Raw genomic sequence first — 26,161 nt, 5'->3', positions numbered from 1 at the left:
TACATAACACCAAATAGTTATAAACAAATTTATGTCAATAATTACCCTAACTACCGATTACGGCTTGAAAGATCACTTTGTAGGTGCGTTGAAAGGGAAAATTTTGTCTGAGTATTCCGAAGCATTAATTATTGATATTTCACATGATATTGATCCATTCAACACGGTAGAAGCAAGTTACATTATTGGAGCATCCTACGCGAGCTTTCCAAAAGGCACGGTTCATCTTGTAGGAGTGGATATGGAATCGAATAAAGAGAATCAACATATTGTGATGCAATGGAACAATCATTATTTTATTGCCGCCGATAATGGGATTTTAAGTATGCTTTCGCAAAAGATTGTTCCGCAAAAAATGGTCGCAATTAATATTCACGATCGTTTGCCAAGTGAAGCTACTGATCTGGATGTATTTGTAAAAGTAGCCTGCCATTTAGCCAAAGGCGGTTTAATGAACGTCATTGGTAAAGAAATAAATACAATTAAGCAAGTTACAAATCTGCAAGCCACAATTTCGGATGATGGGAATTCATTAAAAGGTAATGTGATTTACATTGACCATTTTGGGAATGTAATTACCAATATTTCTAAAAAATATTTTATCGAAGTTGCCAAAGGAAGACCGTATGAAATTGTTTTGAAAACCAAAAATATCAAAACAATTTTGCCCAACTATTCCGCAATTGCAAGTTCTGATAAATATCCTATCAAGTCCTACGAAGGCGAAAAATTAGCCATTTTCAACGAAGCAGGTTTTCTTGAAATTGCAATTTTTAGAAGCAATCCTTCTAAAGTTGGTTCGGCAAATAGTTTATTGGGATTGAGTTATAGAGATATTATAATTATAAAATTTGTTTAAAGTTTAAGGTTTAAAGTTGAGCAACTTTAAACGTATTGAACTTTAAACTTTAAACAAAAAAAACAATGTTTGTACGAATAGTAAAATTGAGTTTTCATGAGGAACATATTCCTGCGTTTTTAGAAAACTTTGAGTTAATGAAAGATAAAATACGAAATGCGCCTGGAAATCGTTTCTTAGAATTGTATCAGGACAAAAATAACAAAAGCATTTTCTTTACCTACAGCTATTGGGAAACCGAAACTGATTTAGAAAATTACAGAAATTCCGAACTTTTTTACGATGTTTGGACATTCACCAAGAAATTATTCAACGACAAACCGGAAGCTTGGAGCGTGGATAAAATAGTTACTTTAGAATAAAAATAGTTTAAAGTTTAAGGTTTAAAGTTGTTGGATTAGGAACTTTAAACCTTAAACATTTGAAACTTTAAACAAAAAAATAAATGAAATCAATAGTATTACGAGAGATAAAATCCTTTTTCGGTTCGCCTATAGGTTATTTAGTTATTGCCATTTTTCTAATTATTAACGGATTGTTTCTTTGGGTTTTCGAAGGAGAGTACAATATTTTGAATACCGGTTTTGCTGATTTGAGTCCATTTTTCACCTTGGCGCCCTGGATTTTGATATTCCTAATTCCCGCGGTAACCATGCGTAGTTTTTCGGATGAAAAAAAACAAGGAACATTAGAGTTATTGCTGACGAAACCATTGAGTATTTGGCAAATTGTAAACGGAAAATTTCTTGGAGCTTTGCTTTTAATTGTAATGGCAATTATTCCAACATTCATTTATGTAGCCGTTATTTCCAGTTTAGGAATACCGGAAGGTAATCTCGATATGGGAAGCACAATTGGTTCTTATTTTGGATTATTATTCCTGATTGCTGCGTATTCAGCTATTGGAATTTTTACATCAACATTATCTGATAACCAGATTGTAGCTTTTATTGTTGCGGTATTTTTATGTTTCTTCTTCTATTTTGGATTTGAAGGCTTGGCTTCTGTTGTTCCAAATGTATCTTCCATAATCGCGTCTTTAGGAATGCAAGATCATTTCAAAAGCATGAGCCGAGGCGTATTAGACACAAGAGATATTCTTTATTTTACAAGCATAACCGTTGTCTTTCTTTCATTTACTGTTTATAATCTAAAATCTTTCAAATCGTAATGACTACTTCTAAGAAAAATAACCTAAAATCAGTATTGATTATCCTTGCAATTGTAGTGCTTGCGAATGTAATAGGAAGTTCCTTTTTTCATCGTTTTGATTTAACAAAAGATAAAAGATACACACTTTCCCCTACTTCTTTGAATATCATCAAGCAAGTTCAAAACCCGTTGTCTATAAAAGTATATATGCAAGGTGATTTACCGGCTGAATTCAAACGTTTACAACAAGAAACGAAGCAATTATTGGAAGAATTCCAAGCGTATAACAAAGATATTGTTTTTGAATTCGTAGATCCTTTGGAGAACGAAGACGCTAGCATGGACAATATTAAAGATTTGTATCGAAAAGGGCTTACGCCAATAAACATTACCGTTGACGACAAAGGAAAGCAATCCCAAGCAATGGTTTTTCCTTGGGCAATTGCCGTTTATGACAATAAGGAAGTTAATATTCCATTGTTGAAAAACATTATGGGCGCAACAACTACCCAAAAAGTGATTGGATCTGTTCAGCATTTGGAATACTCAATTGCTGAGGCTTTGAATAAAATTACTAAAGCAAAGCAAAAGAAAATCGCTGTTATCAAAGGAAATGGAGAATTGCAAGATATTTTGATGGCTAAATTTCTTTTGCAGGTGCGCGAAAGCTACCATATTGGTCCATTTACATTAGATTCGGTTGCTAAAAGTCCAATAGAAAGTCTGGAAGCTTTAGAAAAATATGACTTGGCTGTTATTGCAAAACCTACCGAAACATTTACTGATGCAGAGAAGCAGGTTTTGGACCAATTTATCATCAACGGTGGAAAAACATTGTGGTTGATAGACCAAGTTACCGCAGAAATGGATAGTTTGTATGATTCATCCGGAGCCACTCTAGCCTATCCAAAAGATTTGAATTTGAATGATATGTTCTTTAAATACGGAATCCGAATCAATCCTGATTTAGTAAAAGATGAACAAGGAAGTCCAATAAAACTGGCCACCGGGGAACAAGGAAGTGCAACTCAATTTCAGGAATTCAACTGGAAATTTGGTCCACAGGTTTATCCAAACAGTTTGCATCCGATTGTGAAAAATTTAGGTGGAATCAAATTTGATTTTGCGAATCCAATTGACACCTTAAAAAACGGAATTAAAAAAACCATTTTGTTGCAATCGTCACAGTATTCAAAAAAAATAGGAACTCCAACAGAAGTCAATTTGAATATCGTTACCGAAGAAACTTCGCCTGCTGATTACCTGAACAAAGGAAAGATTCCATTATCGGTTTTATTGGAAGGCTCTTTTCATTCCATGTTTGAAAATAGAGTGTTGCCATTTGAACAAAAAACATTTCAAGCCACAGGAAAAGAGAACAAAATGATTGTGATATCAGATGGGGATTTGATAAAAAACCAATTGGATAAAAACTTTCAACCGATAGAATTGGGCTACGACCAAAGGTCTGGAAATTTGTATGATAATAAAGATTTCCTCATAAATTGCGTGAATTATCTATTGGATGATACCGGACTTATTAACATTCGAAGCAAAGATCTTGATTTACCTTTATTGGATAAAGAAAAAGTTTATGAAAACTATACCCGAACACAAATCCTAACTATCGGGCTTCCAATTCTTATTTTAGGTCTTTTTGGTATCGTATTTACTTTCCTTCGAAAAAGAAAATACAGCAAATAGATGTTAATAAAAAAGTTTCCAAACTAGAATAGTTTACGATATATTTGTAAAATGTATCGTATTTCTGAATTAAAGAAATACCTTAAAAAATAAAACAAAACAGATGAAATTTATAGTATCGAGTTCGTACTTATTGAAACAATTACAAGTTTTAGGTAACGTTATCAACAGCAGTAATACTTTGCCTATTTTAGATAACTTTTTATTTGATTTAGACCATAATGTGCTAACGGTTTCTGCTTCTGATTTAGAGACAACCATGTCTGCTACTTTAGGAATTGATTCAGAAAGTAAAGGAAGCGTTGCTGTCCCTGCTAAATTGCTTTTGGAAATCCTTAAAACATTCCCAGAACAACCTTTAACTTTCACGGTTGAAGAAAACAGTACGATAGAAATCAGTTCTAATTCTGGAAAATATGCTTTAGCTTATGCTCCTGGAGACGAATTTCCAAAATCGGTAAACTTAGACGATCCATCTGTAACACTTGTTCCTGCTGATGTTTTGGCAACAGCCATAAGCAAAACTATTTTTGCTGCCGGAAATGATGATTTACGCCCGGTAATGTCTGGTGTATTCTTCCAGTTTTCGCCACAAGGATTGACTTTTGTAGCTACTGATGCACACAAATTAGTGAAATATGCGCGTACTGATGTAACCGCTTCTCAAGTGGCTGATTTCATTATGCCAAAGAAACCTTTGAACATCTTAAAAAATATTCTTGGAACTTCAGATGCTGAAGTAAAAATTGAATATAACGATTCGAATGCTACTTTTTCTTTTGACAATTATGTTTTAATGTGCCGTTTAATTGATGGAAAATATCCAAATTACGAAGCGGTTATTCCAAAAGAGAATCCAAATAAATTAATGATAGACCGTTCTCAATTTTTGAGTTCTGTACGTCGTGTAGCTATCTTTTCGAACAAAACTACACATCAGATTCGTTTGAAAATCGCTGGTGCTGAATTGAATGTTTCTGCTGAAGATATTGATTATAGCAATAAAGCCGAAGAAAGATTGACTTGTGATTATCAAGGGGATGATATGCAAATAGGGTATAATTCTCGTTTCTTGACTGAAATGTTGACTAACTTGCAATCGGATATGATTATGCTTGAAATGTCATTGCCAAACAGAGCCGGAATCCTTACTCCTGTTGATGGATTAGAAGAAGGTGAAACTGTTACCATGCTTGTAATGCCAGTAATGCTGAACAGTTAACATTATATTTTGAAATTGTTATATTTTGATTTTTAAAATTGAAATATAATACTTACCATTGCATAACAAATACGCTATTAACCAAACCATTTTTATATTTAAAAAACCGTCTCGTTTAATTACGAGACGGTTTTTTTTTATTCGTTATGAAGGAAATAAAACTTTGTATTCCCTTTTTTCAATGCTTCTTTAGCATCTTTATGATTTTTTTCAAATGTTTCTATATTTGAACCTTTACAAATACCATAGGAATAATGATACTTTAAAATTTCAAGATCTTTATTTCCAAATTCTTTTTTATCTGATTTACAAATTGAAAAATAACTATTGCAATCTGAATTACCCAGTTCTTGATAAAAATAACCTAAAGATCGTATAAAATTAATCTTCAAATAAGTTAATATCTGCTCTTCATTCAGATTTTTTTTCTGGTTAATTTTTAAAGAACAACTATAAATATTTTGTTTATTATTCCATAAAAGATAATAGCCGTCATTACCTCGTATTCTTGCGTCTAAATTGACTTCATTAGTATCGCTTATAGAATAAATAAAATAGTTTGATTTATCTTTATCTTTTACCACAGTAATTTTTAATGAATCAATTTCTTCATCAAGATAATGAATAAATTCACTAAGTTTTTTACTATTGTATTTACTGACCGATTTGTCAAAATAAATTTTCACTTCATCTTTCCAAATTTTCATTGTTGGTTTTAATCGCTCTTCTTTATTTTGATATTTTTTATTAAAAACTAATTGTTTATAGCGTTCTAAAAATATAGAATCTTTTTCTTCATAAAGAACTTTTACTCCTTTCTCTTTATATCCAATAATCATTATTAAAGTATCGTTTTTGATAATATTAAAACCAATTGAATCTATAACTTTATCACCACTTTTTTTCAATGATTTATAATTTTTGTATAGCATGTAAGTTGCTTTACTATACGAATTCAGTTGATTATGCTGAGAAAAAATTAACGAGGAGAAGGCAAATAACAAAAATACAAATATATTTTTTTTCATAAATTTTATCTTTTTTTGAATTATGAAAGTAGTAATTTAAACTTATGCTCTCTATTTTTTTAAGATTTTTTTTATAAAAATGAATTTCTAAATCACTCCCATTTTTTTCATCAGGAACGTAGCGCTTCTGTTTTTACAGATTCCGTCTCGAAGTTTGTAATCAAAATGAAGTTCATTATTGATAATTTCTACTTCAAAACATTTATTAGTCAATATATTTGGGTATTCATTTGTAGTCAGGCAAACTTCAATATCGTGTGTAGCAATGGCTCCAACTGCTTTTTTACCAATCACTTTTTTAACTACTTCGATTGTTCCGTTTCGTTTATCATCTGAATTGGTTCCGCGTAATATTTCATCTAGCAAAACAAAAGCGGGTCTGTCTTCCAGTTCATCCATAATTTGCTTTAAGCGTTTTATTTCTGCAAAAAAATACGATTCACTATCAGACAACGAATCCGATAATCGCATGGACACTAAAACTGGTAACGGATGCACATTTGCTTGGCTGGCACAAACCGGTGAACCCATTCCTGACAATACCATATTGATTCCCAAACTTCTCAAAAATGTACTTTTTCCTGACATATTAGAACCCGTTAAAATCATAAATGATTGCGGTTGAAAACACACATCATTCCCAATTCTGGTTTTTTCATTTAGTAATGGATGACTTAAATCTGTAAAATCAATTTCAAAATTCGTGTTCAATGTTGGATATACAAACTCCGGATTATTATAAGAAAGATTGGCCAAACTGTTCAACATTTCGAATTCACCGATAACTTCTAACCAATCTTCCAACGCCGCCCTATGGTCGTTTTTCCATTGAATTAAAGATTTTAAAACATGCAGATTAAAAAGAAAAGTTCCATTGAATACAACAGCGGTTACTAAATTCGAGATACTGTCCATTCTCGAAAATAAATCGGCTAATTGTTTGAAATGAACGCTGGCATTTTCTTTTTTAAAGGTTAGTTTTTGTTGCAAATCGATTAGTTTTTCCGACTGAAAAGACTCTTCTTCAATCTTCTGAAGCAACAAACTATATTGATGAATGGTTTTATCAATATTAGTAGAATTGGCAATTTCGATTTGAATTCGCTTTATAAATCGACCCAAAACGATTAAATTAAATACAAACAAATACGATAAAACAGAAGCAAAAATGATATTAGAAGTCACTAAATAGACAATCAAAACCCCAAGAAAAAGAAGTGGTGAAAAGTAAGATATAAAAATACTGATTTTGGATAAAGGCGAACTATTAAATATACTCCACTTGAGCAAAGTCTCATAATTCGATTGACTGTCATTACTTATTTTGGCGAAAGCCAAAAATTCCTGACGCCAATCTAATTTTTCGGATAATTCTTTTACTGCTTGATGATTTCTAACAATTTCGTCATTAGGCAAAAGCGTTAAAAGTTGGTTTGCCAATGTTTTTTTACCAATATAAGTAGCAGTTCTATTCAGGTTTTGGAACAAAGAATGTTCTCCGAAAATATCTAAATCATACGCATACGGATGGTGAAAATCATTGAATTCTTGTCCGTTTTCGAAAGGGATTTTGTTTCTTTCCAGATAGGAAATTTCATTCTGATTGATTTCTAATAGCGCTTTATTGACTTGCTTTCGGAAAAGTAATTTGGTGTGAATGCGCATCAAGAACACAAACAATCCAAAAAGAAGCACTGACAAAACAATGAAAATAATTTCACTGTTTTTGATGTAATAATACATGGATACCAAAAAAAATACAATAGCCAGCAATCGTAATATGCTTATACTATTGTACTTTTTATTAATTCCATTTAATACTGTTGAAAACGCTTCTTTTTTGACTTTGTATATTTCCATAATTCATTTGAATGAATGACAAATATAGCAAATTAGATCTCGGGTGAAAACCAATTTAATACACTAATCAACATGAATCGCTAAAATTGGAATATCAAAATTTGTCGCTATTTTTTTTGTCAGACTAGGTTTGAAAATCGCTTCAAAAAAACCTCTTTTATAGGTGAGCATCGTCAAGATATCAATCTCTTTATACATGATAAAGTCCAAAATTGTTTCTTTGACTTCATCGCTCGTTATCACAAAAAACTCTACAGGTTCATTAATAAATTCTTCTTCCCATTTAGCCACAGTATCTTTTGAAACATCAGAATCACTGGTTTTTACATAAAGACATTTCACTTTTGCTTTTGTTTTTTTAGCAATATCCAAAACCATTTTTAGTGCTTTTTTATCTTTGGTTCTAAAACGGGTTGTAAATCCGATGATTTCTATTTTTTTGAATTTTGCTTCAGCTGGTACACATAACATTGGGACATCAATTCCTGAGATTACAGCTCCCGCATTTGTGCCTACAAAAAAAGCATCCCATCCGGTAGCTCCAGAAGTACCCATTATTACAAAATCTATTTTGTCTTCTTTAATCGATCTTTTGATGTTAAAAAGTAAATCTCCATCCATAAGCCTGTGTGCCATTTTAATTTTATCCAAATGATGTTCTTCGGCTATGGCGCGCAATTTTGGGATTTCGTCCTTAAACATATCAAATTGGGACAACTCTAAAGAATCATAAATGACAGCATAATTTTCAGGGAAAAACTGGTTGTCATATATAGGCAATTCAAATGTGTGCAATAAAACGAGTTCTCCCTGAACTATTTTTGCAAATTCTAAAGCATGGACAAAAGCATTTGTGGCGACTTCAGAAAAATCTGTTGGAAATAGAATTTTTTTCATTTTATTAAGTATTAAAATAGTTCATTTACTAAAATAAATTACTGAATTATTTTTTCGATTCTTTGAATATATCAAAATTAAATTCACTCGTGAATCGCCAGAATAGGCACATTGACATGAAATGCTAATTTTTTTGAAAGACTGATTTCAAATAATTTTTGAAAGAAATTTTTATGATACACATGCATTGCAATCATATTAATTTTATGTAAATCCATGAAATTTAATATTATACCTTCAACATCATCGCCTGAAATGGAATGCAAAGCAATATTGTGGTTTTTAATTAAGTCATTCCAATCCTTCATGTAATCATTCTTATTTTCACGATGTGGCGGTTCTACACGCAAACAATCAATATGGGCCTGAAATACTTTGGCCAAAGCCATAACCCGTATAAAGGATTCAATATCTTCAGGTTTATATTCTGTAATGAAAAGTAAATTTTTTATGGGTTGGTATTTACAACGCTCAGGAATAGCTAAAACAACTGCTTTTACGTCATTCATCACTTTTGTGGCGACAGTCCCTAAAAAAGTCTCTTTTAAACCCGTCGCGCCTTTAGTACCCATTACTATAAAATCTATATTTTCATGCTTTGTAATTTTTTGGATTTCATCAATTAAATTTCCTAAAATTAAAACATGGCTAATTTTTACTTTACCCAAATTATTTTCTTCGGCAATATGCCTTAAAATGGGAACTTCATCTTTGTAGTTTTCAAAATTACTCAACTCTGTAACATCATAAATTTCATGTAAGTATTCTGAAACATTAACATAGTTCGCCTGTGGTAATTGATAAACGTGCATAGTAATAATTTCAGCATCTATGGAATCTGCTAATTTTAATGCGTAAATAAATGCATTTTTAGATACTTCTGAAAAGTCTGTTGGAAATAGAATTTTTTTCATAATATTTACTAATTTACTGCAAATCAATAATCTATATAAATTTACGAAAGAAAAAATAAAATAATATGATAATTATCAGTTTGGCTAATTTTTAACAAAAAATAAAGTTAATGGTTTAATAAGCAGGTCTTGTTGCGTTGTCAATTTTACTTACTTTTGCATAAAATTGAATAAAAATATGATAGCTCAAGATTCCATAGTAGCACTGGCAACTCCTTCGGGAGCCGGAGCAATAGCCGTAATTCGAATTTCCGGTGAGGATGCCATTACTATTGGTGATTCTGTTTTTCGATCCATTAAAAACAAAAATTTAATAGCACAAAAAACACATACGTTGCACTTGGGTCATATTGTGGACAATAACAAAACTTTGGATGAAGTCTTGGTGTCTATTTTTAAAGGCCCGAATTCTTATACCGGGGAAAACACGATTGAAATCTCCTGCCACGGCTCAACCTATATTCAACAACAAATTATTCAGTTATTACTTCGAAAAGGTTGTCGCATGGCAGATGCCGGTGAGTTTACGCTACGCGCATTTTTAAACGGAAAACTTGATTTATCACAAGCGGAAGCGGTTGCCGATTTAATCTCATCAGACAATGAAGCATCGCACCAGATTGCTATGCAGCAAATGCGTGGTGGTTTTTCTAATGAAATAGCGAAACTCAGAGAAGAACTATTGAATTTTGCTTCGCTAATCGAACTCGAATTAGACTTTGCCGAAGAAGATGTAGAATTTGCCGACAGAACACAATTTCATGAATTATTAAACAGAATTGAATTTGTTCTAAAACGATTAATCGATTCGTTTGCGGTGGGGAACGTCATCAAAAATGGAATACCAGTAGCTATTGTTGGCGAACCTAATGTAGGGAAATCTACTCTTTTGAATGCTTTATTAAATGAAGAACGCGCCATCGTTTCGGAAATTGCAGGAACCACACGTGATACTATTGAAGATGAATTAGTGATTGGTGGAATCGGATTTAGATTCATCGATACGGCTGGGATTCGGGAAACTCAAGATGTGGTAGAAAGCATTGGAATAAAAAAAACGTTCGAAAAAATAGAACAAGCTCAAGTAGTCGTTTTTCTGTTTGATAGTTCGGAGTTTAAAGTTTCAGGTTTAAAGTTGAAAGTAGAATTGGAGAAAATTAAAAATCAATTTCCATTGAAACCGCTTGTCATTATTGGTAATAAAGCCGACAAACTAGAAGACAGTGAAATCCAAAATATAAAATCTGAAATTCCAGAAATCTTACTTATTTCTGCCAAAGAAAAACTGGGCGTTGAGGATTTAAAAAACCAATTGTTATCATTTGTCAATACTGGATCATTACGTAATAATGAAACAATTGTAACGAATACAAGACATTACGATTCATTACTGAAAGCTTTAGATGAAACACAAAAAGTAAAATACGGACTGGAAACCAACTTATCCAGCGACTTAATGGCTCTGGATATTAAAGAGGCCTTATATCATTTTGGGATGATAACCGGGCAAGTAACCAATGATGAATTGCTTGGTAATATTTTTGCTAATTTCTGTATCGGGAAGTAATTACCCAAATTTAAATGAATTAAGGAATAGTAATTTAGAAACCTTATTCGAAGCAAATGAGAAATCTTTAGAAAAAATCTTTTACCTTAAAAAAAGATATCACAACTACTAAATATTTCTATAAAAAGGTATTAGATTGACCGAAAGAAATTAAAAATTAATATCATTTATTATTCAAATACCATTAAATCTTTACTACTACAAGCAATTTATGCGTAAATTAGCATACCTTATTACTATATTTAATAACTAAATATTTACTATTATGAAAACTTCAGTTCTTTTTTGTTTGCTGTTTGCTTGTATAGGATTCCAAAGCTGTAAAAAAAATCAAAACGAAGAAGTCGTTAAGGCTAAACAAATCCTGGCTGAAAAACCGATAAGTGTCCAATGCTATAAAGCTTTGTATGAAAAAGACACTATAGATTTAAAAATGAACACTTTAAAAAACGGGAAAATAACCGGTGATATGGTGATGAAATTTTTCAATACAGAAAAAAAAGTTGGCAAAATTGCAGGAGAATTCAGTGGAGACACATTATTTGCCAGCTATACCTTCATTCAGGGCGATAATAAAAAAGTAACATTTAAAAACCCAATGGCATTTCTAAAACGAGGTAACCAACTTATTTTAGGTAATGGAAAAATGCAAACCACTATGGGTGCCACTTATTTTGTCAAAGGCTCTCCTATAGATTTTGAACGTGTGAAATTTAAATTCACTACTATTGATTGTATCTCTGAATGATAAAACGGATAAGGGAATTCTATGTTTTTTCTGAAACAGAAAATTAAACTAAACACATAAAAGTACTCTAGAAATAGAAAAAAATTATAATTATACTTCTATTTAGTTTAGTATGCAACTTATTATGTTTATTTTACTGTACTACCAGGCTATTCAATACAAGTCCGCAGGAATAAGTCCATAAAACAAACCCTTAAACGAGCTTCTTACAGTTGCTGTTTAAGGGTTTGTTTTATAAAAGGCCATACTCCTTTACGGGCTTTTCTTTACTATCCTTGACAGAGAAACTGCACACCCAAACAATCTGATTACCATAAAAATCAAATGATCAACCACGAAAAAACAGTATCTTTAGTATATGAAAAAACATCACACTATTATTATAGCCGGAGCCGGTGGCATTGCCGAAGCTGTAGGTTTATTATTGATGGAATGGAGCGAAGTAACTCCTAGTCTTTTTATTGGTGACAGAACCCATTCAAAAGCAAAAAAAGTTGCCCAATGGATTCAAGAAGGAACTACAAAATCGAGATTTATTCAAGATTTTCACCTTGCCGAAAAAGACCTTACGGATGAAATGAAAGCGATCTTCCACCAAGGAGATATCATTCTAGACTGCTTACCGGGTAGCCAAGCACCACGAATAGCTCAGTTTGCCAAAGATTATAAGCTTCATTACGCCAATCTGACGGAATATGTAGCAGAAACAGCAGAAATAATAGCTTTGGCAAAAGATGCCAACACCGGGTTTATACTTCAAACGGGTTTAGCCCCAGGTTATATAGATTTACTCGCAAATGGTCTTTTTCAACAGTTTTGCACTGACTTTGAAGTAGATAAAGTTGATAAACTGGAATTTAAAGTTGGCGCACTGACCAATCATGCCGTTGCACCACATTTTTACGGATTTACTTGGAGTCCGGTGGGCGTAGCTACCGAATATATGGAAGATACCATTGTACTTAGAAACTTTATAAAAACAACCTTACCTTCTTTATCCGAAAGAAAAAACATTATTATTGATGAAGTCACCTACGAAGAAGATTTGACTTCAGGAGGAGCGGCAGATTTGCCTGATGCATTATCTGGAAAGGTTTGTTCACTTGATTACAAAACCTTACGTCATCCGGGACATTATGCTTGGATACAAGAGCAAATTACTAATTTAGGAAACACTGCTGACGCAATTAAAGGTTTACAAGAAAAAATGGAAGCTGTAATTCCACATATTGAAGATGACAAAATTGTTTTATATGCGGCCGTAGAAGGCAAAGATACAACAGGAATTTTGCGCAGACGAGAAATTGCAAAATGCATACTTCCACAAAAAGTGGGAAAACATCAATTGAGGGCCATCCAAACAACAACCGCAGCACCACTAGCGCAAGCAGCACAATTATTACTCGAAACTCCTCATGACGGAGTTATCTTGCAAAGCCAAATAGATTCAAAATCTTTTTTAAACGGTAACTATATTTTAAACGTTTACGGAAACATATAAATGGTAAGGTATGGAAAAACAATATTCTGTTGCGATATATCCTTCGGAAGCAGTTATAGCTTTAGTTAAGTCGATGAAAGAACAATTGGCCGACGAAGTGGGCTGGTTTAACAGTAAAAATTCTGTGGCTCATATTACAATTTGTGAATTCATAGCTAATGACGCTTCAATTGAAATTATCAAAAATAAACTAAACCTGTTATGTGATTCTTTTGAACCTTTTGAAGTTTACCTGAATGATTTTGATTCATATTCCAATGGCGCTTTTGTTATTACTCCCAATGAAGATTCCAAAATCAAGCTAAAAGTGATAATGAAAAAAATTACTCAATCGCTTCGTTCCCTAAAAATGGAAAAAAGTAGTAATCCTCATATGTCAATTGGCCGCAAACTTAAACCTGAAAATCTTGAAATAGCAAAACACTTATTTACGACAATAAACACTTCTTTTTTATGTGATACTATTGTTTTGCGAAAATTTGATGATACTATAAAACAGTTTGTAGTAACTGATTCCTTTAAATTCAACAACAATCCAAAAATCCAAGGTATACAGGGAACACTTTTTTAGGAAAATTAATCACTCTTCAACCAACCTGTAATACTCATTCTGGTATTTTGGGTTAGCAAAACTTCGTGAACCAGTTCATCACTTTTAAAGAAAACAGTTTTTCCTTGTGTAGGAGCAATTTTTTGATTGTTATCTGCTTGATGAATCAGCAATTCGCCACCGTCACTTTCTTGCCAATTGCTATTTAAATAACTAATCATAGAGTATTTTCGGCTGGGATTGTTTTTGAATTGATCCAAATGCTTCAAATAAAAATCACCCGATTCATACAACGAATAATGAAATTCATAACCCGTTATTCCTGCATAACAGCTTTGGTTCAGATAGATAATAAATGCTTCTATTTGCGCAAAAAATTCGTTTTCGAATGCGTTATTGTGCTTTTTATCCAACCAATAAATAGAATCACTTCGTATCGCGCCATCATAAGAAACTTTCTCAGAATTGCCAATTCCTGCTTCCATCAACAGGCTTTTCTGATTCAAAACAATCAAATTTTGTTTTAGATTATTGGCCAAATTGGTACTCAAAAAATGTTCGGATATACCTACCTTATTTTCAATATAAGTAGCAATCAAAGCTTCAAAGCTATTTTCCATGTCTGTTTTATTGACTGCTTAGACGGCCAACGGGACAAGGTAGACTAATAAAAACCGTTAGAGACTGATTATGAAATAAATAAAATTATTTATTTCTAATTCATTCTTTTCATTGTAATAAATTATAAGAAAAAAGGGTTTAGAAATGAATCCAAACCCTTTTAAATACTTATAATTTACTGATGAAGCTTCCGTAAATATCCTTGAACTGATAGCCTTCGGAGAAACGGTCTTTACTCAGTTTCTTGTATTCTACCAATCCCCAAAGAATAAATTCTTTCATGAAAAATTTATCTTCTTTTTCCAATTGCGGTTGGTATTTCTTGATTAAAACTTCAAGAGGCACAATACTTCCAAGGATTCTTTCATATTCCTCATCGGAACAATCATCTAATAATTCGAAACCACTTTCAGCAAAAAACCATTCAATGACATCTGTGTAAGGTGTTTTCTCGTCTTGTTTCTCTAATTTCTCAATTTTTGGAAAATAAGCAGGGAAAAAAGTATGAATGGCATCACCTAATAAATGCTGCGCCACAGCGGCCGCTCCTTCCTGCTCTCCTTCATAAACTAATTCTACTTTACCGGTAATGGCAGGAATAATTCCCATAAAATCAGACAAACGCAATGTAGTTTTATCTGCTCCAGACTTCAAGGCTCTTCTTTCTGCGGTGCTTAATAAATTCTCAAAAGCCGTGATACTCAATCTGGCACTCACGCCACTTTTGTTATCAATGTATTCGCTTTCTCTTGCTTCAAAACTGATTTGTTCCAATAAATCCCTTGCCAAAGAAGGAACGTAAACCATATCATTTTGTACTGCATCCAGTTTAGCTTCTTGCTCCGTAATAGTTCTCGCAATTTTTATTGTATCTGGGTAATGCGTTAAGATTTGGGAACCTATTCTGTCTTTTAATGGTGTTACAATACTGCCACGATTGGTATAATCCTCCGGGTTTGCGGTGAAAACAAATTGCATGTCAAGTGGCATTCTTAATTTGAAACCACGAATTTGTATATCTCCTTCTTGCAGAATATTAAACAACGCTACTTGAATTCTCGCCTGTAAATCAGGCAATTCGTTGATTACAAAAATACAACGATTGGCTCTTGGAATCATCCCAAAATGAATCACACGATCATCAGCATAAGACAGTTTCAAATTGGCTGCTTTTATAGGATCTACATCTCCAATTAAATCTGCAACAGTAACATCTGGTGTGGCTAATTTTTCAAAAAAACGATCGCTTCGGTGCAACCAGGAAATTGGAGTTTCATCACCTTTGATCTCAATTATATCTTTAGCAAAACGCGAAATTGGTTGTAAAGGGTCGTCATTAATTTCTGAACCAGTCACAAACGGAATGTATTCATCCAATAATTCAATCATTTTGCGTGCTAATCTTGTTTTGGCTTGACCGCGAAGACCTAATAAATTGATGTTGTGACGAGACAAAATAGCGCGTTCTAATTCAGGAATTACCGTATTCTCAAAACCGTGAACGCCTTCAAATGTTGGTTTTCCAGATTTTATTTTTTCTCTTAGGTTGGAACGCAATTCGTCTTTGATCGTTTTGCTTTCGTAACCTGATTTTTTTAATTCTCCGAGTGTTTTTATAGTATTCATTTATTATTTTTTATTGATATTGATATTGATATTGCAATTGACGTTTATTTTATCCGCTTCTTTCTATTGGTTTCATAATCTTGAAAAATCATTTCGCCCAAACCTTTCAATCCGGTGTAAAACGCTTTTCCTTGATTGGCTTCGGTAAATCGATCGACAAATTGCTGTAAATACGGATCGCTGGCAATCATAAAAGTTGTTATTGGAATGTGTAATTTTCTTGCTTGTTGCGCTTGGGAATAGCATTTATCCACAATATATTCGTCGAGTCCATTACTGTTCATATAATAGAAACCGTCTTTTTCACGAACACAACTTGGTTTTCCATCAGTAATCATGAAAATTTGTTTGTTCGTATTTCGTTTTCTGCGGAGAATATCCATGGCTAATTGTAAACCTGCAACCGTATTGGTATGAAAAGGCCCAACTTTTAGATACGGCAAATCTCGGATTGCAATCGTCCAAGCATCATTTCCAAAAACTAATATATCTAAAGTATCTTTTGGATAACGTGTCGTAATCAACTCAGCAAGAGCCATCGCTACTTTTTTGGCTGGTGTAATTCTATCTTCACCATACAAAATCATACTGTGGCTGATGTCAATCATCAAAACCGTACTCATTTGGGATTTGAATTGGGTTTCTTCAACAACCAAATCATTTTCGGTCAACATAAAATCGGCAACTCCATTATTGATTTGGGCATTACGTAAACTTTCGGTCAAAGAAATTCGTTCCAGTCCGTCACCAAAATGAAATTCCCGAAATTCTCCCGTATGCTCATCTCCGTTACCGGAATGTTTTGTTTTGTGATTCCCGCTTCCCGATCGTTTTAAGTTACCAAAGATGTTATCTAAAGCTTGTTGCCGAATGGCACGTTCGGTTTTGGCTGTAATGCCAATTCCAGAAGTTCCATCATCTTTGAGTTCATCGCGGATGTATCCTTTTTTCTTTAAATCTTCGATAAAATCATCAATAGTATAATGTTCATCGGTGAGTTTATATTCTTTGTCTAATTCACGCAACCAGTCGATTGCTTCATCAAAATCTCCCGAAGTATGTGTAATTAATTCTTTGAAAATCCCAAAGAGCTTATCAAACGGAGACTGAAATGGGGCTTCGTATTGCTTGAAATAAAATCCTTTTTTATTGTCATTTTTCATAGACTTTAAAATTACATCATTTTAAAATGTTGTCTATACAAACGTTTATTAATTTTTAGTTAAAAACATAAAGACAAGATGTAAACTGGATTTTATTCGAAAAGAAACTAATCAAAAAATTTTCCGTCGACATAAAACCAACTTCCGTTTTCGAGTTTGAAAGTAGAAAATTCGTGATGAATTTGTTTTTGTAGTTTGTTGTCCAAGAAATAAGCTTTGAATTCCACCGTATTCTCTGTAGCAGCGACAATTTCTAATTGAAGCCATTGATTTGAAGTTGCCCAATTTAGAATTTCCGATTTCGAATAGTATTTTCGCTCTGAAATATGGGTTGTTGCCAATAGGTAATCGGCGGAATGGGTTGCGTAAGCCGAGTAACGGGAACGCATTAATTCTAAAGTTGTTGGTGCTTTTTCAGTTCCATTAATAAATGGCTCACAACATTCATCAAAGTTTTTTTGAGAACCACAATAGCATTTTATTTTTGTCATTTTATATCAAAAACTATTAAGAGCTATACATTACACTTGTCCGTCAAGTGCAATTATCTTTTGCTGCAATTGATTCAATAGTACCTGATACTTACTAATTTCGATTAGATCTTCATCTTCTTCTGCAAAATCCAGCAGTTCATCTAAATCTTCACTGACATCAACTAATTTATTATTAGCCTCTCTCACATTTCTACTGGCAATCAAATCAATTATTTCCTGAACACCTTTTTTTAGCTCCGCAAATTTATTGTTTTCCATCTTTAATTATTTTCTAAATCCTTAGTCTCGTTAAACTTTTTGGTAATTTGTTTTAGCTTTTCTTTGCGCAACATTTCTGCTTGTTTTACTTTGTCCTGCGCTTTATGCAACTTGTCATTGTGCTTTTTTATATTTCTTTCGTTATTTCTACCCATGTCATTTTTTTTTTTAAAATTATCAAATTAACTATCTAATCTGAGAACTCTGCAAAGTTCGGGTTATTTATTGAAATTCAAATTGTTTTTAATTGGAGAGTTTAACATTTTGAAAATACTCGGTTTAAACCTCTTTTCTATTGACTCTGATTATTTCTGTTTTTTTTAACAAGACATTATAATTTTTCTTAATAATATTAGTTTTTATATAATTTTTGATCCTGTAATGAATATGAATAATCACATCAAACATTTTAAATGGCTAAAAACTAATAATTTAACTATAGTACTAAATTATTGTTGTGTTCTATTATTTTTATATATATTTATTTATTAAAAAATTAAGCTTTTTCTATCCCTCCAACTAGCACTAATGGACAATAAAAAATACCCTAAATTTATCAGTTGGTTTTTAAATAAACCAAAAACTACGGGCTTCATCACGTTCTTATTCCTCAGCTATGTTGTGGGATTTCTAGTGTATCAGCAATATCAACTTATAAAAGAAGATGAGCAACGGGAAATGAACAATATACTGCACATCGTTAATCAGAATTTAGAGCAATCTCTAAAAAATTGTTACACAACCACCTTAACTTTAGCGTTAACTATAAATGATAAAGGGGTGCCTGAAAACTTTGATTATGTAGGTAAAAAACTAATGGAATCAAATAATAGCATCAGTGCCGTTCAATTGGTTCCAAACGGTGTGATCAAATATATTTATCCTATAAAGGGTAATGAAGCAGCTATGAATTTAAATATCTTAGCAGCTCCTCACCTTAAAGAGGAAGCATTGAAATCCGTTGCAACTCAAAAAATGTATTTTGCTGGTCCTTTACAACTAAAACAAGGCGGAATGGGAATTGTGGGAAGGTTTCCCGTTTTTAGAAATAATGTTTTTTGGGGATTTTCTGCTGTAATTATTAAATTAGACGATTTATTAAAATCTTCAGGAATTAATACTGTCGATGATTCAAAATATTATTTTCAGTTTTCAAAGAAAAACATAATAACCAAAAAGGAAGTTTTTTACTTGCCCAACAAAAGTGATTTTTCTAAAAAATACAATATCTCTACAACCATTCCTGATGGAGATTGGAAATTATACTTAATATCTAAACATCAGAATTATTTTTACGCGCAGATTATAATTCCAGGTATTATAGGTCTGATTTTAGCGGCGCTTTTTGGTGTTTTGATTTATACTTTATTAAAAATCCCAGAAGAACTGCAGTCTCTCGTAAACATTCAAGCCACTAAACTTTTTAATTCTGAAATAAAATTTGAAGCGATTTTTGATCAGGCAGCTGTAGGAATAGCTCATATAGATTCATTTACAGGTAATTTTATTGAGATAAATAATCAATATTGTAAGTTATTGGGGTATACCGAACAAGAAATGAAAGAGATAAATTTTCAATCGATAACGCACCCGGAAGATTTAAAAGAAGATTTAATGAATTTAGAAAAACTCCGAGATGGAAAAATCGCAGCGTATTCTATGGAAAAACGATATTATACAAAAGCTGGTGCAATTATCTGGATAAATCTTACTGTATCACCACTGTTTAAAAAAGATAAAAAAGTAACAACCCATATCTCTATAGTTGAAGATATTTCATTAAAAAAAGAAGCTCAAAAATTAATCACAAAAAGTGAAACCCGATTCAAAAGTCTATTTGAAGACTCACCAATACCTCTCTGGGAAGAAGATTTCTCTGAAGTTAAAAAATATCTTCAAAAATTAAATCTCATCCACGAAACCCCAGAAACCGTTTCGATTTATCTAAAGATGCATCCTGATGTAGTTTATAAATGTATTGATTTAGTTAAAATCATTGATGTAAACACAATGTGTTTAAGCCTACACAAAGTCAAAACTAAAAACGAATTAATTACTAATCTTTCAAAAATCATCGATAAAGATTCGATTCCTGATTTTACAAAACAACTGATTGCCATAACACAAGGTGAAAAACAATTAATTATTGACACCAAAATTAAAAATAAAGATGGTGAATATCGTGACGTAAATTTAAGATGGAATGTAATTCAGGGATATGAAAATTCACTGGAAAGAATCATAGTTTCTACAGAAGACATTACAGACCGGAAATTATCCGAAAACATAATTCTTAGATCGCAACAAAGAATTGAATCCTTAATTAATACTATTGATGGAATCGTTTGGGAATGCGATGCTAAAACATTTACCTTTAATTTTATAAGTCAAAAAGCCGAAAAAATATTAGGATACACCTCAGAAGAATGGCTGGCAAGTAAAACTTTTTGGTCAGACCATATTCATCCGGAAGACAGACAGTGGACAATTGATTATTGTACTTTAAAAACCAAAGAAAATTTAAATCATGATTTTGAATATCGAATGATTGCTAAAAATGGAGCTATTGTCTGGTTAAGAGATATTGTAAATGTAATTTCCGAGAATGACCAAGTTCTTAGTCTCCGTGGCATCATGATTGATATTACTACTACAAAAGAAGCCGAAAAAGATTTAAATGACTCTTTCAATTTAGTGACCGAACAAAACAAAAGACTGCTTAACTTTTCCTATATAGTTTCACACAATTTAAGATCACATACCAGTAACATAGCATCTATCATGTCCTTGATTGAATCTTCGGAATCTGAGGAAGAAAAAGATGAGATGATCCAATTATTAAAATCTGTTTCGAATTCCTTAAACGAAACCATGATTCACTTAAACGAAGTCATCAATATAAGAACTAATATTGGTCTAGTTTCAGAATCATTAAACTTACAGCAATATCTGGAAACTGTTCAAAGTGTTCTTTCGGAACAAATAAATTCAAAAAATGTTTCAATTTCTACTATAATGCCTGATGATGTGATGATAAATTATAATCCGGCATACTTAGAAAGTATTCTTTACAACATTATTTCTAACTCCATCAGATACAGTCATCCAGAACGTAAACCAATAATAATCATTAAATGGATAAATGACGACGAAAATAAAATCCTTCAAATTTCAGACAATGGTGTTGGGATTGACCTCGTCAAGAATGCCGATAAAATTTTTGGAATGTATAAAACATTTACTAATAATGCCGATTCAAAAGGTATAGGATTATTTATTACAAAAAATCAAATTGATGCCATGGGAGGAAATATTACTGTGGAAAGTGAACCCAATATAGGAACAACATTTAAAATCTATATACAATGACAAAAAAAGCAATCTGGGTAATCGATGATGATACAATTTATCAAATCATCATCAATAAAATAATTCAAAGATCAGAATTGTTTTCAACTATTACTTCTTTCAAAAATGGAAAAGAAGCAATAGATGCTTTGTATGACACGATACATACTAAACCAGATAACATTGATGTACTTCCAGATATAATCCTATTGGATATTAATATGCCAATTATGGATGGATGGGAATTCATGGAAAAAATGGGACAGCTAAAATCTAAATTCAGCAAAAACATCATCGTATATATTGTAAGTTCTTCTATTGCAACTGAGGACAAAAACAAATCAAAAACGTATTCTGATATTTTAGGCTACTTGTCTAAACCGGTTACCATGAATGATTTAGAATTAATTACTTCAAATGAATAAAAGACACCTATTTAAATAAATTCATTATTTACATTTATTTCAATTCTCTTTTAATTTCTTCCAATGATTTATTGGTAAAGATTAGTTCATATATGATTTTTTTTCTTAAAACATCCAAATCATCATAATCAAAATACTTAGCCCAAGAAGTAAGTGTAAATAAATTACGAACTTGCTTAATTCTTTTTGTGGTTTCAAAACTAGTTCTAAGAATGGCTTTATTATCATAATTTGGATTCTTTTTATGCTGATAATTAACCGTTTTCTTTAGATAATTTGCCTCTAAATAATATAATTCATCGAGAGCATTGTCAGGATAAAAATTAGTCCAAGGTGCAAAACCTAACTTTATTTTAGAATCGATTTCTGGTTCTAATGGTTCTAAACGCCATTTACTGTTCGCCAATCGTCCCCAATGATTTGACAAACGATACATTCCCTCTTTAGTATAAAAATATTTACTTCCTGATTTGCTGTCATATTGAAGTTCTAATCCTTTTATGCTGTCCAAAGACGCTTCGTGAAAGACACAAAAAGTATTTTTGAATGAATTGGGGTTGGGACGAAATATTTTTTCCATTAAACAAAGGTAATCAGAAAGTCTAAAATTGAACAAGACAAATAATATTTGATTAACTTTGCCAAGTAGAATTAGTAAAAATAAATTGATTATGACCAAAGCTTCTGAAGAAAGAATGTTACAAAAAGGTGTTTACACCGGAATTATGGAAAAAGATGAGAACAACAACTTTTTTTGTGGTGAATATCTTTTAGACTATAAAATGGCCCAAAAACATACTGTTGGTGATTGGATTACAATAAAATCAATAATTGAAAACCCAAGCGATATCAGTTATAACAAATATCCAAAAAAATCTAAAAACTTCGATAAAGCCAATAATAAACCACAGCAATAATATTTTTGCATCCTACTTTTTTAAGCAAAAAATAGAAATCAAATTCTTTTTTTTGAATATTTTTTTGTCACAAACTAAAAATTTAAAAAAAAGTGTACCTTTGCAAAAAATTTGTCGATTTTGAAATCAAATTACATTGATTTAATAGTAAAAGACAAGTAGTTACCTTATTTATGAAAAAAATAGTTGAATACCGCAAACTGCTAAATGTAGATAAAACTGCAGAGCTGAAAGATTTGAAAACGATTTATCGCAACGCTATGAAAGAAGCGCATCCTGACAAATTTCAGGGCGATGAAGATGGATTGAAAGCTGCAGAAGAAAACAGTAAAAAAATCATTGAAGCATACCATTTCTTGGTAAGCATCAATCCTGAAACGATTAAACAAAATTTGCCAGAATATACGGAGACGATCTCAACTTCTACCATTACAGATTATAAATTTGTTGAAGGTAGATTGATTATCAACTTTTCAAATGGTAGTGTTTACGAATACATTAGTGTGCCTAAAGCAACGTATGTAAAAATGGTAAATGCTGATTCTCCTGGAAGATTTGCAAAAAGACATATCCTAAATTCTTTTACTTGGAGAAAAACAATCAACCAAGACTAGTTTTTTACAAAATCAAAAAAACAACTAAGCATCCTTCATCAGGATGCTTTTTTTATTTCACAACTCTGAGTTATTTTAATTTAACTTACTCACAAACAAATAGTTAAAATAATAAAATATACGTTTTGAATCAAAATTTAAAATAAAAGGAATCATCATTTACTTTACAAAACACCTACAAATAAAATACACGATACCTTCTAATTAAGAATGAAAAATTATAACAAAAATTTAGGTTGCAAAATAATTTGTATTTTATATTTTTTAAATACTTTTGCAACCTTAACTTAATTAACTAATTAATAATGAAAAAAATAATTTTATTACTTTCGGCTGCTGTTGTTTTAATTTCTTGTAGCAAAGTTGGCAAAGATGAATTCATCATTTCGGGGACTGCAACAGGAATTGAAAATGGTAAAACAATTATCTTGGAAACACAAGATGCGAGTGGAATGATGTTACCAAAAGATACTGTAAAGGTTGAAAATGGTAAATTCGAAATGAAAGGAACCATAACAGAACCTGCTTTCTACACAATTCAATTAGAAGGAGCACAAGTAAAAATACCTTTCATATTAGAAAATGCAGAAGTAACTATCGCCATTAACAAAGACAGTATCCAAAAATCTAAAGTTTCAGGAACTTATAACAATGACGAATACGTAGCATTCAATGAAGAAATCACTAAAGTTCAAAAGAAACTTATGGATTTCCAAAACAAGAACATGAAAGCTATGGAAACTGCTCAACAAACTAAAGATACAGTTGTTATCAATAAGTTGATGCAAGAATTTTCTAAAATTCAAGAAGAAGTTGGTGTAGCTTCAAAAGCTAAATATGTAACTTATGCTGAAACACATCCTAAAGCATTCATTTCTGCTTTGATTATCCAAGGTATGTTAAATGATCCAACTGCTGATGTTGCAAAATCTGAAAAATTATACAACAGCTTAGAAGAGTCATTGAAAAAAACAAAACCAGGTATTGCGATCAAAGCTAAACTTGCTGAATTGAAAATGCCAGCTGTAGGAGCTGCTCCAGTTGCACCAGCACCAGCTGCTGAAGCTAAATGAAGAACAGATTTTTCTGGTCCTAATCCTCAAGGGAAAACAATTTCTCTGAAAGAAAATTTAGGAAAGGTTACAATCGTTGATTTTTGGGCTTCATGGTGCGGACCTTGTAGACAAGAAAATCCAAATGTTGTAGCAATTTACAAAGAGTTACATAGCAAAGGTCTTAACATAATTGGCGTATCTTTAGATAAGGATGCAAAAGCTTGGAAAGATGCTATTGCAAAAGATAAGCTAATTTGGATTCATGTTTCAAATTTAAAATTTTGGGACGAACCAATAGCTGCTCAATATAAAGTAGAATCAATACCGGCTACTTTCATTCTGGATGCGTCCGGAAATGTAGTCGCAAAAGATTTAAGAGGTGATGCGCTTAGAGCAAAAGTTATTGAACTTCTAGCAAAATAATTGCATTTATACCTATAAAATAAAAAATCTCCCTAGTGGAGATTTTTTTATTTTATTCAATACCAATGCATTAAAAATAATAGTAAAATTAAGTGTAAAATTAGTTTGCAGAAACCAAAACTGTTTCTATATTTGCAACCGCTTACAACAAATAAGTGTTGTACTCAAAGGCTTCGGGGAGATACTCAAGCGGCCAACGAGGGCAGACTGTAAATCTGCTGTGTAAACTTCGCAGGTTCGAATCCTGCTCTCCCCACTAAAACGTTTCAAGCAATTGAAACGTTTTTTTTGCAAACAATTTAGCAGGTTCTCCCGAAGCTTCGGGACTGCTCTCCCCACGAAAACTCTTCAAGCAATTGAAGAGTTTTTTTATTTACCCTAATTGATACTTTTATCACACTTAGGATATAGTTGATTCAAAAAAAATCCCATCTCATTTTTATCTGAGATGGGATTTTTAAAATATAATTTACAGCTTCTTTATTCTAAAATAAAACTCACTGTCACATTAGCCGTAATATTGATCTCTCCTACCGCTAACGTTTCTCTTGGAGCACTAGCATCACTACTTTCCATTGTTTTCATTGCTGCATACATCGGTTGCGGATAATAGGTTTGTGAATTATCCGATATAGTCATGGCACGCCCTACTTTTTGTCCTAAAACAGAAACATAATCTTCTGCTTTCAATTTTGCATCCTTCATCGCTAATTTTCTAGCTTCAGATTGATATTGTGCTAATTTTGAAGATTGGAAAGTAACATTATCAATTCTATTAATTCCTTGATCTACCAAACCTTCCATCAATTCATCATATTTAGATAAATCTCTCAATAGAATTTCAATTGTTTGAGTGGCATTATAACTGTGTTTCTTTTTTTCATAATCGTATTGTGGATTCAATGAAACACGTTGCGTCTTATAATCTGCCGGCGCCAAATTCATTTTTTTGATAAACTTTAGAACAGCATCTATCTTTTCATCATTTTGTTTTTTTACATCTTTGGCATTATTCCCTTTTGTTTCAACTGTAACTGCTATGGTAGCCTGATCCGGAATAACTTTTACTTTTCCTTCTCCACTTACATTTATTTGAGGAACTTGCTTAACTTCTTGTCCATAAGACATTGAAATAAATAGAACAGACAGAATTAATAGTGCTTTTTTCATTTTTATATAATTTAATTGTTTGTACTAATTCCTTTTCAAAAGTTG

The 26,161-nt window shown here is 32.0% G+C and carries 26 protein-coding genes, 1 tRNA gene and 1 pseudogene; 16 read left to right on the top strand and 12 right to left on the bottom strand.

What is annotated here, in order from left to right; translation table 11 throughout:
* The first annotated feature begins 31 nt into the window (after window positions 1-31).
* From QLS65_RS15765 to dnaN, 5 genes are all read left to right on the top strand, one after another.
* Window positions 32-859 carry an SAM hydrolase/SAM-dependent halogenase family protein gene (locus QLS65_RS15765; RefSeq protein ID WP_282718627.1) on the top strand — a complete coding sequence of 276 codons (828 nt, stop codon included), beginning with the start codon at window positions 32-34 and terminating at the stop codon, window positions 857-859.
* Between the two features lie 65 nt (window positions 860-924).
* Window positions 925-1,221, top strand: a complete 297-nt coding sequence (locus tag QLS65_RS15760; protein ID WP_282718626.1) for a putative quinol monooxygenase — start codon at window positions 925-927, stop codon at window positions 1,219-1,221.
* A gap of 83 nt (window positions 1,222-1,304) precedes the next feature.
* Window positions 1,305-2,030, top strand: coding sequence for a gliding motility-associated ABC transporter permease subunit GldF (gene gldF, locus QLS65_RS15755; RefSeq protein ID WP_282718625.1), 726 nt, complete (start codon window positions 1,305-1,307; stop codon window positions 2,028-2,030).
* Entirely contained in the window at window positions 2,030-3,715 is a 1,686-nt protein-coding gene (gldG, locus tag QLS65_RS15750) for a gliding motility-associated ABC transporter substrate-binding protein GldG (protein ID WP_282718624.1), read from the top strand. The genes gldF and gldG overlap by 1 nt, the downstream gene beginning before the upstream one ends.
* A 103-nt stretch (window positions 3,716-3,818) precedes the next feature.
* Window positions 3,819-4,937 carry a DNA polymerase III subunit beta gene (dnaN, locus tag QLS65_RS15745; protein WP_099715409.1) on the top strand — a complete coding sequence of 373 codons (1,119 nt, stop codon included), beginning with the start codon at window positions 3,819-3,821 and terminating at the stop codon, window positions 4,935-4,937.
* A 137-nt stretch (window positions 4,938-5,074) separates the two neighbouring features.
* Here the strand turns inward: dnaN and QLS65_RS15740 are convergent, their stop codons facing one another.
* The 4 genes from QLS65_RS15740 to QLS65_RS15725 form a co-directional block, all read right to left on the bottom strand.
* Window positions 5,075-5,965 carry a hypothetical protein gene (locus QLS65_RS15740; protein WP_282718623.1) on the bottom strand — a complete coding sequence of 297 codons (891 nt, stop codon included), beginning with the start codon at window positions 5,963-5,965 and terminating at the stop codon, window positions 5,075-5,077.
* 87 nt (window positions 5,966-6,052) lie between these two features.
* On the bottom strand, window positions 6,053-7,825 hold the full coding sequence (locus tag QLS65_RS15735; RefSeq protein ID WP_282718622.1) for a MutS-related protein: 1,773 nt from the start codon (window positions 7,823-7,825) through the stop codon (window positions 6,053-6,055).
* Between the two features lie 63 nt (window positions 7,826-7,888).
* Window positions 7,889-8,722 carry a universal stress protein gene (locus QLS65_RS15730; RefSeq protein ID WP_282718621.1) on the bottom strand — a complete coding sequence of 278 codons (834 nt, stop codon included), beginning with the start codon at window positions 8,720-8,722 and terminating at the stop codon, window positions 7,889-7,891.
* An 83-nt stretch (window positions 8,723-8,805) separates the two neighbouring features.
* Window positions 8,806-9,636 (bottom strand): universal stress protein, encoded by an 831-nt coding sequence (locus QLS65_RS15725; protein ID WP_282718620.1) that lies wholly within the window; start codon window positions 9,634-9,636, stop codon window positions 8,806-8,808.
* 178 nt (window positions 9,637-9,814) lie between these two features.
* On the opposite strand from QLS65_RS15725, the gene mnmE reads away from it, so the two are divergent.
* From mnmE to QLS65_RS15705, 4 genes are all read left to right on the top strand, one after another.
* Complete coding sequence (gene mnmE / locus QLS65_RS15720; RefSeq protein ID WP_282718619.1) at window positions 9,815-11,203, top strand: tRNA uridine-5-carboxymethylaminomethyl(34) synthesis GTPase MnmE; 1,389 nt, start codon at window positions 9,815-9,817, stop codon at window positions 11,201-11,203.
* 265 nt (window positions 11,204-11,468) lie between these two features.
* On the top strand, window positions 11,469-11,951 hold the full coding sequence (locus QLS65_RS15715; RefSeq protein ID WP_282713370.1) for a hypothetical protein: 483 nt from the start codon (window positions 11,469-11,471) through the stop codon (window positions 11,949-11,951).
* Between the two features lie 358 nt (window positions 11,952-12,309).
* Complete coding sequence (locus QLS65_RS15710; RefSeq protein WP_282718618.1) at window positions 12,310-13,452, top strand: saccharopine dehydrogenase family protein; 1,143 nt, start codon at window positions 12,310-12,312, stop codon at window positions 13,450-13,452.
* Window positions 13,453-13,462: 10 nt separating this feature from the next.
* Window positions 13,463-14,023, top strand: a complete 561-nt coding sequence (locus QLS65_RS15705) for a 2'-5' RNA ligase family protein (RefSeq protein ID WP_282713372.1) — start codon at window positions 13,463-13,465, stop codon at window positions 14,021-14,023.
* Window positions 14,024-14,028: 5 nt separating this feature from the next.
* Here QLS65_RS15705 and QLS65_RS15700 read toward each other — a convergent pair whose 3' ends face one another.
* The 6 genes from QLS65_RS15700 to QLS65_RS15675 form a co-directional block, all read right to left on the bottom strand.
* The gene (locus tag QLS65_RS15700; RefSeq protein WP_099715357.1) at window positions 14,029-14,622 is read right to left on the bottom strand and encodes a 2OG-Fe(II) oxygenase; all 594 of its coding nucleotides are present in this window, start codon (window positions 14,620-14,622) and stop codon (window positions 14,029-14,031) included.
* 169 nt (window positions 14,623-14,791) lie between these two features.
* Window positions 14,792-16,249, bottom strand: a complete 1,458-nt coding sequence (locus QLS65_RS15695; RefSeq protein ID WP_282718617.1) for an AAA family ATPase — start codon at window positions 16,247-16,249, stop codon at window positions 14,792-14,794.
* Window positions 16,250-16,293: 44 nt separating this feature from the next.
* The gene (locus QLS65_RS15690; RefSeq protein ID WP_282718616.1) at window positions 16,294-17,412 is read right to left on the bottom strand and encodes a vWA domain-containing protein; all 1,119 of its coding nucleotides are present in this window, start codon (window positions 17,410-17,412) and stop codon (window positions 16,294-16,296) included.
* 107 nt (window positions 17,413-17,519) lie between these two features.
* Window positions 17,520-17,903, bottom strand: coding sequence for a YchJ family protein (locus tag QLS65_RS15685; protein WP_282713375.1), 384 nt, complete (start codon window positions 17,901-17,903; stop codon window positions 17,520-17,522).
* Window positions 17,904-17,933: 30 nt separating this feature from the next.
* Entirely contained in the window at window positions 17,934-18,164 is a 231-nt protein-coding gene (locus QLS65_RS15680) for a hypothetical protein (protein ID WP_282713376.1), read from the bottom strand.
* Window positions 18,165-18,166: 2 nt separating this feature from the next.
* Entirely contained in the window at window positions 18,167-18,319 is a 153-nt protein-coding gene (locus tag QLS65_RS15675) for a hypothetical protein (RefSeq protein WP_282713377.1), read from the bottom strand.
* 373 nt (window positions 18,320-18,692) lie between these two features.
* Between QLS65_RS15675 and QLS65_RS15670 the strand changes: the two genes are divergently transcribed.
* Complete coding sequence (locus tag QLS65_RS15670) at window positions 18,693-21,533, top strand: PAS domain S-box protein (protein WP_282718615.1); 2,841 nt, start codon at window positions 18,693-18,695, stop codon at window positions 21,531-21,533.
* A complete protein-coding gene (locus QLS65_RS15665; RefSeq protein ID WP_282713379.1) occupies window positions 21,530-21,937 on the top strand; it encodes a response regulator in 408 nt (135 codons plus the stop codon). The genes QLS65_RS15670 and QLS65_RS15665 overlap by 4 nt, the downstream gene beginning before the upstream one ends.
* 34 nt (window positions 21,938-21,971) lie before the next feature.
* On the opposite strand, the gene QLS65_RS15660 is transcribed toward QLS65_RS15665, so the two are convergent.
* On the bottom strand, window positions 21,972-22,517 hold the full coding sequence (locus tag QLS65_RS15660; RefSeq protein ID WP_282713380.1) for a hypothetical protein: 546 nt from the start codon (window positions 22,515-22,517) through the stop codon (window positions 21,972-21,974).
* Window positions 22,518-22,608: 91 nt separating this feature from the next.
* Here QLS65_RS15660 and QLS65_RS15655 point away from each other — a divergent pair, with 91 nt between their 5' ends.
* From QLS65_RS15655 to QLS65_RS15640, 5 genes and pseudogenes are all read left to right on the top strand, one after another.
* Window positions 22,609-22,854 (top strand): hypothetical protein, encoded by a 246-nt coding sequence (locus QLS65_RS15655; protein WP_035672083.1) that lies wholly within the window; start codon window positions 22,609-22,611, stop codon window positions 22,852-22,854.
* Window positions 22,855-23,027: 173 nt separating this feature from the next.
* The gene (locus tag QLS65_RS15650) at window positions 23,028-23,468 is read left to right on the top strand and encodes a KTSC domain-containing protein (RefSeq protein ID WP_099715348.1); all 441 of its coding nucleotides are present in this window, start codon (window positions 23,028-23,030) and stop codon (window positions 23,466-23,468) included.
* Between the two features lie 305 nt (window positions 23,469-23,773).
* A complete protein-coding gene (locus QLS65_RS15645; protein WP_282718614.1) occupies window positions 23,774-24,541 on the top strand; it encodes a DUF4369 domain-containing protein in 768 nt (255 codons plus the stop codon).
* A gap of 18 nt (window positions 24,542-24,559) precedes the next feature.
* Window positions 24,560-24,946, top strand: a pseudogene (locus tag QLS65_RS16200) (TlpA family protein disulfide reductase); the annotation flags it as partial.
* 175 nt (window positions 24,947-25,121) lie between these two features.
* Window positions 25,122-25,202: transfer RNA gene (locus tag QLS65_RS15640), tRNA-Tyr, on the top strand.
* Window positions 25,203-25,426: 224 nt separating this feature from the next.
* On the opposite strand, the gene QLS65_RS15635 is transcribed toward QLS65_RS15640, so the two are convergent.
* Window positions 25,427-26,116 (bottom strand): SIMPL domain-containing protein, encoded by a 690-nt coding sequence (locus tag QLS65_RS15635; protein WP_282718613.1) that lies wholly within the window; start codon window positions 26,114-26,116, stop codon window positions 25,427-25,429.
* Window positions 26,117-26,161: the final 45 nt, after the last annotated feature.

This window comes from Flavobacterium algoritolerans (assembly GCF_030010385.1).
Classification (GTDB): Bacteria; Bacteroidota; Bacteroidia; order Flavobacteriales; family Flavobacteriaceae; genus Flavobacterium; species Flavobacterium algoritolerans.
Note: the sequence above shows the minus strand (reverse complement) of the source record. Positions and strands in the feature narration are given on the sequence as shown.

Bases quoted from the DNA above. Each gene is read 5' to 3' on its own strand.
- QLS65_RS15765 (WP_282718627.1), top strand. From the start codon at position 32: ATGTCAATAATTACCCTAACTACCGATTACGGCTTGAAAGATCACTTT.
- QLS65_RS15760 (WP_282718626.1), top strand. From the start codon at position 925: ATGTTTGTACGAATAGTAAAATTGAGTTTTCATGAGGAACATATTCCT.
- gldF (WP_282718625.1), top strand. From the start codon at position 1,305: ATGAAATCAATAGTATTACGAGAGATAAAATCCTTTTTCGGTTCGCCT.
- gldG (WP_282718624.1), top strand. From the start codon at position 2,030: ATGACTACTTCTAAGAAAAATAACCTAAAATCAGTATTGATTATCCTT.
- dnaN (WP_099715409.1), top strand. From the start codon at position 3,819: ATGAAATTTATAGTATCGAGTTCGTACTTATTGAAACAATTACAAGTT.
- QLS65_RS15740 (WP_282718623.1), bottom strand. From the start codon at position 5,965: ATGAAAAAAAATATATTTGTATTTTTGTTATTTGCCTTCTCCTCGTTA.
- QLS65_RS15735 (WP_282718622.1), bottom strand. From the start codon at position 7,825: ATGGAAATATACAAAGTCAAAAAAGAAGCGTTTTCAACAGTATTAAAT.
- QLS65_RS15730 (WP_282718621.1), bottom strand. From the start codon at position 8,722: ATGAAAAAAATTCTATTTCCAACAGATTTTTCTGAAGTCGCCACAAAT.
- QLS65_RS15725 (WP_282718620.1), bottom strand. From the start codon at position 9,636: ATGAAAAAAATTCTATTTCCAACAGACTTTTCAGAAGTATCTAAAAAT.
- mnmE (WP_282718619.1), top strand. From the start codon at position 9,815: ATGATAGCTCAAGATTCCATAGTAGCACTGGCAACTCCTTCGGGAGCC.
- QLS65_RS15715 (WP_282713370.1), top strand. From the start codon at position 11,469: ATGAAAACTTCAGTTCTTTTTTGTTTGCTGTTTGCTTGTATAGGATTC.
- QLS65_RS15710 (WP_282718618.1), top strand. From the start codon at position 12,310: ATGAAAAAACATCACACTATTATTATAGCCGGAGCCGGTGGCATTGCC.
- QLS65_RS15705 (WP_282713372.1), top strand. From the start codon at position 13,463: ATGGAAAAACAATATTCTGTTGCGATATATCCTTCGGAAGCAGTTATA.
- QLS65_RS15700 (WP_099715357.1), bottom strand. From the start codon at position 14,622: ATGGAAAATAGCTTTGAAGCTTTGATTGCTACTTATATTGAAAATAAG.
- QLS65_RS15695 (WP_282718617.1), bottom strand. From the start codon at position 16,249: ATGAATACTATAAAAACACTCGGAGAATTAAAAAAATCAGGTTACGAA.
- QLS65_RS15690 (WP_282718616.1), bottom strand. From the start codon at position 17,412: ATGAAAAATGACAATAAAAAAGGATTTTATTTCAAGCAATACGAAGCC.
- QLS65_RS15685 (WP_282713375.1), bottom strand. From the start codon at position 17,903: ATGACAAAAATAAAATGCTATTGTGGTTCTCAAAAAAACTTTGATGAA.
- QLS65_RS15680 (WP_282713376.1), bottom strand. From the start codon at position 18,164: ATGGAAAACAATAAATTTGCGGAGCTAAAAAAAGGTGTTCAGGAAATA.
- QLS65_RS15675 (WP_282713377.1), bottom strand. From the start codon at position 18,319: ATGGGTAGAAATAACGAAAGAAATATAAAAAAGCACAATGACAAGTTG.
- QLS65_RS15670 (WP_282718615.1), top strand. From the start codon at position 18,693: ATGGACAATAAAAAATACCCTAAATTTATCAGTTGGTTTTTAAATAAA.
- QLS65_RS15665 (WP_282713379.1), top strand. From the start codon at position 21,530: ATGACAAAAAAAGCAATCTGGGTAATCGATGATGATACAATTTATCAA.
- QLS65_RS15660 (WP_282713380.1), bottom strand. From the start codon at position 22,517: ATGGAAAAAATATTTCGTCCCAACCCCAATTCATTCAAAAATACTTTT.
- QLS65_RS15655 (WP_035672083.1), top strand. From the start codon at position 22,609: ATGACCAAAGCTTCTGAAGAAAGAATGTTACAAAAAGGTGTTTACACC.
- QLS65_RS15650 (WP_099715348.1), top strand. From the start codon at position 23,028: ATGAAAAAAATAGTTGAATACCGCAAACTGCTAAATGTAGATAAAACT.
- QLS65_RS15645 (WP_282718614.1), top strand. From the start codon at position 23,774: ATGAAAAAAATAATTTTATTACTTTCGGCTGCTGTTGTTTTAATTTCT.
- QLS65_RS15635 (WP_282718613.1), bottom strand. From the start codon at position 26,116: ATGAAAAAAGCACTATTAATTCTGTCTGTTCTATTTATTTCAATGTCT.